Annotated in this window: 7 protein-coding genes; 1 reads left to right on the plus strand and 6 read right to left on the minus strand. The window is 68.3% G+C overall.

What is annotated here, in order from left to right:
* Nucleotide 1 precedes the first annotated feature (1 nt).
* Genes nirD through M9979_RS12945 form a run of 4 tightly spaced genes read right to left on the minus strand, consistent with a single transcriptional unit; the run spans nt 2 to nt 5,266 of the window.
* Nucleotides 2-340 carry a nitrite reductase small subunit NirD gene (gene nirD, locus M9979_RS12930; protein ID WP_254289777.1) on the minus strand — a complete coding sequence of 113 codons (339 nt, stop codon included), beginning with the start codon at nt 338-340 and terminating at the stop codon, nt 2-4.
* The gene (nirB, locus tag M9979_RS12935) at nt 337-2,817 is read right to left on the minus strand and encodes a nitrite reductase large subunit NirB (RefSeq protein ID WP_254289778.1); all 2,481 of its coding nucleotides are present in this window, start codon (nt 2,815-2,817) and stop codon (nt 337-339) included. The genes nirD and nirB overlap by 4 nt, the downstream gene beginning before the upstream one ends.
* A complete protein-coding gene (locus M9979_RS12940; protein ID WP_254289779.1) occupies nt 2,814-4,022 on the minus strand; it encodes an alginate export family protein in 1,209 nt (402 codons plus the stop codon). The genes nirB and M9979_RS12940 overlap by 4 nt, the downstream gene beginning before the upstream one ends.
* Before the next feature lie 5 nt (nt 4,023-4,027).
* Complete coding sequence (locus M9979_RS12945) at nt 4,028-5,266, minus strand: nitrate/nitrite transporter (protein WP_254289780.1); 1,239 nt, start codon at nt 5,264-5,266, stop codon at nt 4,028-4,030.
* Nucleotides 5,267-5,658: 392 nt separating this feature from the next.
* On the opposite strand from M9979_RS12945, the gene M9979_RS12950 reads away from it, so the two are divergent.
* Nucleotides 5,659-6,651, plus strand: a complete 993-nt coding sequence (locus M9979_RS12950) for a hypothetical protein (RefSeq protein WP_254289783.1) — start codon at nt 5,659-5,661, stop codon at nt 6,649-6,651.
* 31 nt (nt 6,652-6,682) lie between these two features.
* Here M9979_RS12950 and M9979_RS12955 read toward each other — a convergent pair whose 3' ends face one another.
* Together M9979_RS12955 and M9979_RS12960 are read right to left on the minus strand one after the other, a co-directional pair.
* On the minus strand, nt 6,683-7,894 hold the full coding sequence (locus M9979_RS12955; protein WP_254289781.1) for an ABC transporter substrate-binding protein: 1,212 nt from the start codon (nt 7,892-7,894) through the stop codon (nt 6,683-6,685).
* Nucleotides 7,891-8,472, minus strand: a complete 582-nt coding sequence (locus M9979_RS12960) for an ANTAR domain-containing response regulator (protein WP_254289782.1) — start codon at nt 8,470-8,472, stop codon at nt 7,891-7,893. Before M9979_RS12960 ends, M9979_RS12955 begins: the two co-directional genes overlap by 4 nt.
* Between the last annotated feature and the right edge of the window lie 344 nt (nt 8,473-8,816).

Here is an 8,816-nt window from a genome sequence, read left to right on the forward strand (position 1 = left end):
TTCATGCTGCTGCCTTCAGCGTGCTCGCCCGGCAGATGAGGACGCGTCCGCCGCTCACCTTCACCGGCACGACCGGCGTGCACCCCTTGTCCTCGCCGAGCGCCTCGCCGGTGCTCAGCGAAATCCGCCAATTGTGCAGCGGGCAGGCCACCGCGCCGCCGTGGACGATGCCCTGGCTCAAGCGCCCATGCTTGTGCGGACAGCGGTCGAGCAGCGCGAAGACCTTGCCCTCGCCGGTGCGGAAGACGGCGATGTCGTCGCCGCCCTCGACCCGCACCGTGCGGCTGCCGCGCACCGGGATCTCGTCGGCCCAGCCGATGTCGAGCCATTCGCCGATCATGCCATTTCCCCCACGGGCTGGAAGCGCGCCATCGGCGCATGATGTTCGCGTTCCGCCCCGGCGACGCGCGCCGCCCAGGGATCGTCCTGCGAGAAGCTCTGCGAATATACGAAGCGGGCGGCGAGGTCGGCGCGTGCCTGCACATCGGGGAGCAGCCGCGACTGGACGTAGGCGAGGCCGACGCGTTCGATCCATGGCGCGGTGCGTTCGAGGTAGCGCGCCTCCTCGCGGTACAGTTGGATGAAAGCGGCGCACATCTCCATCGCCTCGGCTTCGGTAGCGACCTTGCAGAGCAGGTCGGTGACGCGGACCTTGATCCCGCCGTTGCCGCCGACGTGCAGCTCATAGCCGGAATCGACGCAGACGATGCCGAAGTCCTTGATCGTCGCCTCGGCGCAGTTGCGCGGGCAGCCGCTGACCGCGATCTTGAACTTGTGCGGCATCCAGCTGCCCCAGGTCGCGCGTTCGATCCTGACGCCCAATCCGGTCGAATCCTGCGTGCCGAAGCGGCACCATTCGGACCCGACGCAGGTCTTCACCGTCCGCAACGATTTGCCATAGGCGTGGCCGCTGACCATCCCGGCGGCGTTGAGGTCGGCCCAGACCGCGGGCAGGTCCTCCTTCCTGATCCCGAAGATGTCGAGCCGCTGGCCGCCGGTGACCTTGACCATCGGCGCGTCGAACTTCTCGACGACGTCGGCGATCGCGCGCAGTTCCTTCGGGGAAGTGAGGCCGCCCCACATGCGCGGGACGACCGAATAGGTGCCGTCCTTCTGGATGTTGGCGTGGAGCCGTTCGTTGACGAAGCGGCTCTGCTGGTCGTCGACGTATTCGCCGGGCAGCGCGCAGAGCAGGTAGTAATTGAGCGCGGGGCGGCATGACGAGCAGCCGTCGGGGGTCGACCAGTGCAGGCGCTGCATCACCTCGGGGATCGATCGCATCCCCTGCGCGACGATCTCGCGGCGGACGTCGTCGTGGCCGAAGCTGGTGCATTTGCACATCGTTTTCGGCCCCGCCTCGACCTCGTCGCCGAGCGTCAATGCGAGCAGCGTCTCGACGAGGCCGGTGCATGAGCCGCAGCTTGCCGACGCCTTGCACGTCGCGCGGACGGTATCGAGGCTGTGCGCGCCCTTGGCGATGCACGAGACGATTTGTCCCTTGGTGACGCCGTTGCAGCCGCAGATCTCCGCCGTGTCGGAGAGCGCCGCAACGGCCGCCTTAGGGTCCGCGACGCCTCCTCCCGAGGCGAAGGCCTGGCCGAAGATCAGCGCGTCGCGGATGGCGGCGACGCTGTCGCCCCGGCGCAGCAGGTCAAAATACCAGCCGCCATCGGCGGTGTCGCCGTAGAGGACCGCGCCGACGATGCGGTCGTCCTTCACCACGAGGCGCTTGTAGATGCCGCGGCTGGCGTCGCGCAGCACGATGTCCTCGGCGCCGTCACCGCCGGAGAAATCGCCGGCGGAGAAGACGTCGAGACCGGCGACCTTCAATTTGGTCGAGGTCGCAGCGGGGCGGTAGCCGCTGGGCGCGTCGGTGAGGCCGTCGGCGAGCGCGCGGCACATGTCCCACAGCGGCGCGACGAGGCCGTAGACTTGGCCGTCATGCTCGACGCATTCGCCGACCGCGAGCACCGCGGGGTCGGAGGTGACCATATGGTCGTCGACCCTGATCCCGCGCCCGACGTCCAGCCCCGCCTCGCGCGCTAGCGCCACCGAGGGACGGATGCCGACCGCCATCACGACGAGGTCGGCGGGGATGACGGTGCCGTCCTTCAGGTGCACCGCCTCGACGTGGTGCTCGCCGACGATCGCGGCGGTGTCGGCGCCGGTCAGGATCGTCTGGCCGCGTGCCTCCAGCGCCGTCTTGAGCAGCCAGCCGGCTGCCTCGTCGAGCTGCCGCTCCATCAGCGTCGGCATGATGTGCAGCACGGTGACCTTCATGCCGCGCAGGGAGAGGCCGTGCGCCGCCTCCAACCCGAGCAACCCGCCGCCGATCACCACCGCGCTGCCACCCCGGTTCGCGGCGGCGAGCATGTGCTCGACGTCCTTCATGTCGCGGAAGCTGATGACGCCGGGCAGGTCCTTGCCCGGCACCGGGATGATGAACGGATCGGAACCGGTCGCGATCAGCAGCCGGTCGTAGCCCATGACGATGCCGCTGCGCGCGGTGACGGTGCGGGCATCGCGATCGATCGCGATGATGGGATCGCCGCTGACCAGGGTGATCCCGTTGCCGTCATACCAGTCGCGGCCGTTGATGACGATCTCGTCGAACGTCTTCTCGCCCGCCAGCACCGGCGACAGCATGATCCGGTTGTAATTGACCAAAGGCTCCGCGCCGAAGATCGTCACGCGATAGCGGGCCGGGTCGCGCGCCAGCAGTTCCTCGACCGCGCGGCACCCGGCCATGCCGTTGCCGATCACGATCAGATGGTCGCGGGTGTCGCCTGCGGGTCGCGGGATCGGTTCATGCTTCATAGGGACCAGTCCAGTTGGAGCCATAATTTGCTTGTGTCGGTGAACAGCCGGTCGGCGTTGTAGTCGGCGTAGCGAAGGCTCGCGGTCGTCCGGCCGATCCTGGCGCTGGCGAGCAGGTCGATCTCGTCGCCGTAATGGCGGACCAGCCGGTCGCTCTCGAACCGGTGGTAGACCGCGGTCAGCGACACCGCCTTCAGCGTGCCGAGCTGCTTCCAGCCCCAGCCGGCCGACGCATAGGCGTCGCGGATGCCGTCGGCGGGAGTGGTGGTGAATTTGTCCGCCCAGCCCTGGAACTTGAAGATCGACGACAGCGGCGTCTGGAAGCTGGTCAGCGCGACGCCTCCATTTCGACCCGTGTCGGCGCCGAGGACCTCGTAACCGGCGCCGAGCTTGGGACCGTTGAGGTCGAAGCCGACATCGGCGAGCCAGTAATCGGCGGCGTAGCGGTTGGGATTGCGATGATAGTCCGACTGGCGCGCGTAGCTCAGCTGGTAGGCGAGTTTCGCCTTGCCGATCGCCCGCGCACCGGCGAGCCGGCCGCCATAGGTCTGGCTCGACAGGCGATAGCCCTGCACCGCGGCGGCATCCTCGTCGATCAGATAGGCGAAGCCGGTCAGCGTGCCGATCGGCGACGCCCAGCCGAGGTTCGCCAGCACCGTGTCGCCGTTGATCGCGGTCGGCCGCGCCGCCCGCCCGTCGATGCCGTTGATCGTGCGGATCGACCAGACGTAGCTGACGTCCGCCTTGATGCCCTTCACCGGCGACAGTTCGGCGCGCACCGCGTCGAAGCTCTGGCTGTTGTTGCGCATCCCGGCGGTGCCGACGAAGCGCTCGTCGTCGAGCACGATCGTCTGCCGCCCCGCGGTCAGCGCGACGCCGGGCGCGGCATAGCGCAGCTGCGCGCGGTAGATCGCGATATTCTGCGGGTCTGCGACCAGCGGCCGCAGCGTGGCGGGCCCGTGCAGCCCGTCGAAATAGTCGGGCAGGATCGCCAGATTGCCCTGCGCCTGCACCAGCGCCGAGAACCGCCCCATCGCCGCCTGGACGCCGGTGCGCACCCGCACCGTCACCGCATCGCTGTCCTGCGGCAGGCCGTCCTGTTCGACATGCTCGTAGCGCAGCCGGGCCTCGGCGAGCGGGGTCACCGTCTGCGCGGCGGCGGGCGCGGCGCAGAGGGACAGGAGGGCGAAGGGGGCGAGACGCATGACGATCAGATCCTGACGCCCGCGGCCGTGCCCCAATTGGCACGCCACCGGGGCTTGACCGCCTGCAAGCCAATCAGGGCCACCAGTGCAAGGCCTGCGAAGATCAGGAAGCCGGGCGCGAAGCTGCCGGCATATTGCTTGGCGAGCCCCAGCGACGAGGCGAGGTAAAAGCCGCCGATCCCGCCGGCCATGCCGACGAGGCCGGTCATCACGCCGATCTCTGCGGCGAAGCGCTGCGGCACCAGCTGGAACACCGCGCCATTGCCCGTGCCGAGCGCCAGCATCGCGCAGACGAACAGCGCCAGCGCCGGCACGAACCCGCCCGCCAGCGCCACGCCGACCAGCGCCAGCGCCGCGGCGGCGAACACCGCGGTCAGCGCCTTCACCCCGCCGATTCCATCGGCGAGCGCGCCACCCATCGGCCGCACCAGCGATCCGGCGAACACACACGCCGCGGTGGCGTAACCCGCCTGCACCGGCGTCAGGCCGAAGCGATCGGTGAAATAGATCGGCAGGCTGGCGGCAAGCCCGACGAACCCGCCGAAGGTGACGGCGTAGAAGCCCATCAGCCACCAGGCGTCCGCCTGCCGCAGCGGCGACAGATATTCGGCGAAGCTGCGCGGCGCCGGTGCGCCCGGCGGGTCCTTCGCCAGCGCCATATAGACCATGAAGACGAGCGTGAGCGGCACGCACGCGAGGCCGAGCACCGCGTTCCAGCCGAACGCCCTGGCCAGCGCCGGCGCGAACAGCGCGGCGAGCACCGTGCCCGAATTGCCCATGCCGGCGAGGCCCATCGCCTTGCCCTGATGCTCGGGCGGATACCAGCGGCTGGCGAGCGGCAGCGCGATCGCGAACGACGCGCCGGCAAAGCCAAGGATGACGCCCAGCGCCAGCGTGCCCGCGAAGCTGGTGACCCCCAGGCTCCAAGCGGAAAACAGCCCGGCGATGACGATGATCTGGCTGATCGCGCCCGAACGCTTCGGCCCGATCCGGTCGACGAGCAGGCCGTTGACGACGCGCAGCAGCGCCCCCGCCAGCGTCGGCACCGCGACCATCAGCCCTTTCTGCGCAGGCGTCAGCAACAGCGCCTTCGCGATATCGGGCGCGAGCGGCCCGAGCAGCACCCACACCATGAAGGCGAGGTCGAAATAGAGGAAGGCGGCGACCAGCGTCGGCGTATGCCCGCTCGCCCAGAACCCGCCCTTCGCCGGTTCGCGCGTGTCGTCCCAGAGTGCCGTCGCCATCGCCTGTTCCCCCGTTTCGGCCGCGAAGGGCCGGAAAAAACGAAAAAGCCGCCAGAACGGCGACCCTCGCGGGATCACGTTCTGGCGGCTTCGTTGCCTCTATACGGATGCCGGGCCGATGCCCGGTTCCGTCAGCGTAACCCTCCCCGACGCTGGAGAGGTTGCGCTGCTATCCCGTGCCCGACGCCATTGCCGGACGAGTCACAAGCTGCCCGATTCGCGCGGGCCACGCAAGAGGATTTCGCGGGTGCAGCATTTGGGTTCGACCTTCCCATATAGCGATGCGGCCGCCCGCCATCGCCGCGGGAGCGGTTGTGTGTACGTGCAGGCATTGCTGGGAATCGGGAACAATAGATGCTCTAATCCCATGATCGCATATCAACCGGGGGGTGATGATGAAGATCGCGCACGTACTTTTGGTGCCTGCTATCTTGGCGGTAGGCAGCGCAACAGCACAGTCGACCGATCCGGAAGGCTGGGCGAAGATCATCGCGACGATCGATGCCGCGAGCCCTTATGCGCCGGCCTCGCTGCAAGGGCAGAAATTCACGGTCATCCTGGCGGGCGCGAAAGACGAGGACACCCTGGAGGTAAGCCCCGTCGAAGCGTTCAAGATAAGCCGCCAGACAAAGGACAGGTTCGTCGTGGAAATCGTCGATCCTGCACGATTGGTGGCAGGATCCGCGATCAAGCGATTCGTGCCGGTCGGTTGGCGCATCACCCAAAACGGGATCAACAAATTCGGCGCGGCCATCGAAGGGTGGGGCGCATGCGTATTCAAGGCGCGTTTCCGGCCGAAGGGAGGCAACGAGCTGTCCTTCAACAGCATCGAAGAAGAATATGACATCAGCAACGAATTGTCCGATCCGGCGCAGATAGCGAGCGTGGAGCGCGATGACCGCGGCTTCATGATTTCGCGCAATGCCGGATCGCATGGCCCTGCAGGTATTCGCCTGCGCCTGAAGGCCAAGAACGGCGCGGAAGAACTGGTTTCCAATTGGGTCGAAGTGCCCGATTGCATGACACCGACACCGACACCGACACCGACACCGACACCGACACCGACACCGATCGCGAGCGTCGTCGATCCGGAACCGTCGTCCTGCATGAAGAGCAAGGTCGAAGCGATCGCGCACTGTTCGCAGAAATGCGGAAATTCCACGTCGACGCTGACCGTTCGCTACGAAAACATCTGCAGGCGACAGGTGAAATGCGACAATATCCGGTATAGCTCCTATTCGGGAAACACCGAATACGCATCGTCCGACGATCACTGGGTCACGGTGAACGGTCAAAGCTCATGGAGCTTCGATATCGTCGTGCCCCGGCCCGACAGCCTGTCGTTCGGTTTCAGGCGGAAATCGCAATCCTGCCATTATACATGAAAGGCGCGACGCCGGCCGATCGGTGCAGGGTTCAGGGCAGCGCCGCCAGATAGCCCGCCATGTCGTCGGGGTCGAAGGCGCGGCCGTCGAAGAAGCGGTCGCTGCCGAGCATCAGGCGGCCTTGCGTGGATCCCGCCGCGATGGTCTCGCCGAGCGCGCCCTCCAGCTTCGAACTGGCGCCGGGCAGGATCGCGCCCGATCCCGCGAGCGCGGCGCGGTAGAGGTCGGGGCGGAAGGTCGCGACCGCCGCAGCGGCCTCGTCCGCGTCGAACGGGCGGCGGTCCCAGCGGATCATCTGCGTGTAGAGCCACGCCGCCTGGCTGCGCCACGGGAAGTTGGCGGCCTCGCGATACTGGAACATGAAATCGGGGTAATGGACCGGTGCGCCGCCGGGCACGAGGCGGATGCGGTCGGTGATCGCGCGCAGGATCGCATCGACCGGCGCGTCGAGGTACTCGGGCCGGGCGAGGATGGCGGCGCTGTCCTCCGCGGTGCAGGGCGCGACGAAATGCGCGGCGGCGGCGTGGAGCGCGCGCAGCAGCGCGGCGAGCGCCTCGGGGCGTTCGGCCGCGGTCTGCGCGGTCAGCGCCAGCACCTTCTCGACGCCGCGCCGCCAGATCTGCGCGCTGGCCAGCGCGATGCGGCCGACGCCGCGATCGACCGCGATCGAATTCCACGGCTCGCCGACGCAGATGCCGTCGATCTCGCCGCTCGCCAGCGCATCGGCGGCGAACGGCGGGCTGGTCACGGTGATCGCGACGTCCTCGTCGGGCCGGATACCGACGCCGGCGAGCCAGTAGCGCAGCATGTAATTGTGGCTGGAATGGCGGTGGACGACGCCGAAGCGCAGCGGCCGGCCAGCGTCCCGGCGCACCTCGGCCACCGCCTTCAGCGCCGCGCCGACCGTGCGGGGATCGCCCAGCGTCTCGCCCAGCCCGCACGCCTGCCCGAGCGCGGTGGAAAAGGTGATCGCATTGCCGTTGAGCCCGAGCACGAACGGCACCGCCAGCGGTACCGCCGGGCGGTCGCGCCCCAGCGTCGTCGCGATGGCGAGCGGCGCGACGAGATGCGCGGCATCGGTATGGCCGTAGAGCAGCCGGTCGCGCACCGTCGCCCAGGTGAGGTCGCGCACCGGTTCGATCCGCAGCCCTTCCGCTGCGGCGAAGCCCAGTTCGTGCGCCAGGATCGGCAGCGCCGCATCGACCAGCGGCAGGAAGCCGATGCGGAAGGTCTCGGCGCTCACGGCAACTCTCCCAACAACGCGTCGCTGGTCACGATCGCCTCCGCCACCTCGGCGATGCGGCGGTTGGACTGCATCGCATGGCCGCGCAGCAACGCATAGGCGGCCGGTTCGTCGAGCCCCCGGCGCTTCATCAGGATCGCCTTGGCGCGGTCGATCGTCTGGCGGTCGGCGAGCGCGCTCTTCGCCTCGGCGAGTTCGCTCTGCAGCCGCGAGAACGCCTGGAAGCGGCGCACCGCGAGGTCGAGCACCGGCTTGATCCGCTGCTTGGCGAGGCCGTCGACGACATAGGCGGAGACGCCGGCGTCGACCGCGGCCATCGTGCTTTCGGGTTCGGACTGGTCGACGAACATCGCGATCGGCCGGTCGAGCGCGCGCGACATCGCGAAGAAATCCTCGAGCAGATCACGGCTGGGGTTCTCGAGGTTGATGAGCACCACCTGCGGCGCGCACGCCTCGATCTGGGCGACGAGGGGGCCGGCGGGATCGATGACGGCGAGATCGTCGAGCCCGGCCTCGCGCAGGCCATCGGAGATGATCGCCGCGCGCGTCGTGCTGGTGTCGATGATCGCGATCCTCACGGGGGGCACGGTTACAGGGGACCGGGGGAATGGGCCAGAGGGCGCGTCGGTCTTTGGGGGCACCAATCCGTTTCCAACTCCCTGCGTCACCCCGGACTTGTTCCGGGGTCCACGGTCCCGCGGGCGTATCGCTTTGATTACGAGCCGTTCGCCCCGCCGCGGAGTGGACCCCGGAACAAGTCCGGGGTGACGGGGGAGTTGGAACGTGTGTCACGTATTCCTCCCGTTCGCCCTCGTCTTAGTGGAATGACGTAGAGTTGGTTTGCCGCGTAGGATGCGGAGCCGGGGTGGGGGTGGCCACCCCCACCCCGGCGGCCGGCTGTCGGATCGGGTTCGTCCGGTTC

The sequence above is a fragment of the Sphingomonas liriopis genome (assembly GCF_024211255.1).
Lineage (GTDB): Bacteria > Pseudomonadota > Alphaproteobacteria > Sphingomonadales > Sphingomonadaceae > Sphingomonas > Sphingomonas liriopis.

What these genes read in the sequence shown, in the direction of transcription:
- M9979_RS12950 (WP_254289783.1), top strand. Translation starts at nt 5,659, where the DNA reads ATGATGAAGATCGCGCACGTACTTTTGGTGCCTGCTATCTTGGCGGTA.
- M9979_RS12940 (WP_254289779.1), bottom strand. Translation starts at nt 4,022, where the DNA reads ATGCGTCTCGCCCCCTTCGCCCTCCTGTCCCTCTGCGCCGCGCCCGCC.
- nirD (WP_254289777.1), bottom strand. Translation starts at nt 340, where the DNA reads ATGATCGGCGAATGGCTCGACATCGGCTGGGCCGACGAGATCCCGGTG.
- nirB (WP_254289778.1), bottom strand. Translation starts at nt 2,817, where the DNA reads ATGAAGCATGAACCGATCCCGCGACCCGCAGGCGACACCCGCGACCAT.
- M9979_RS12945 (WP_254289780.1), bottom strand. Translation starts at nt 5,266, where the DNA reads ATGGCGACGGCACTCTGGGACGACACGCGCGAACCGGCGAAGGGCGGG.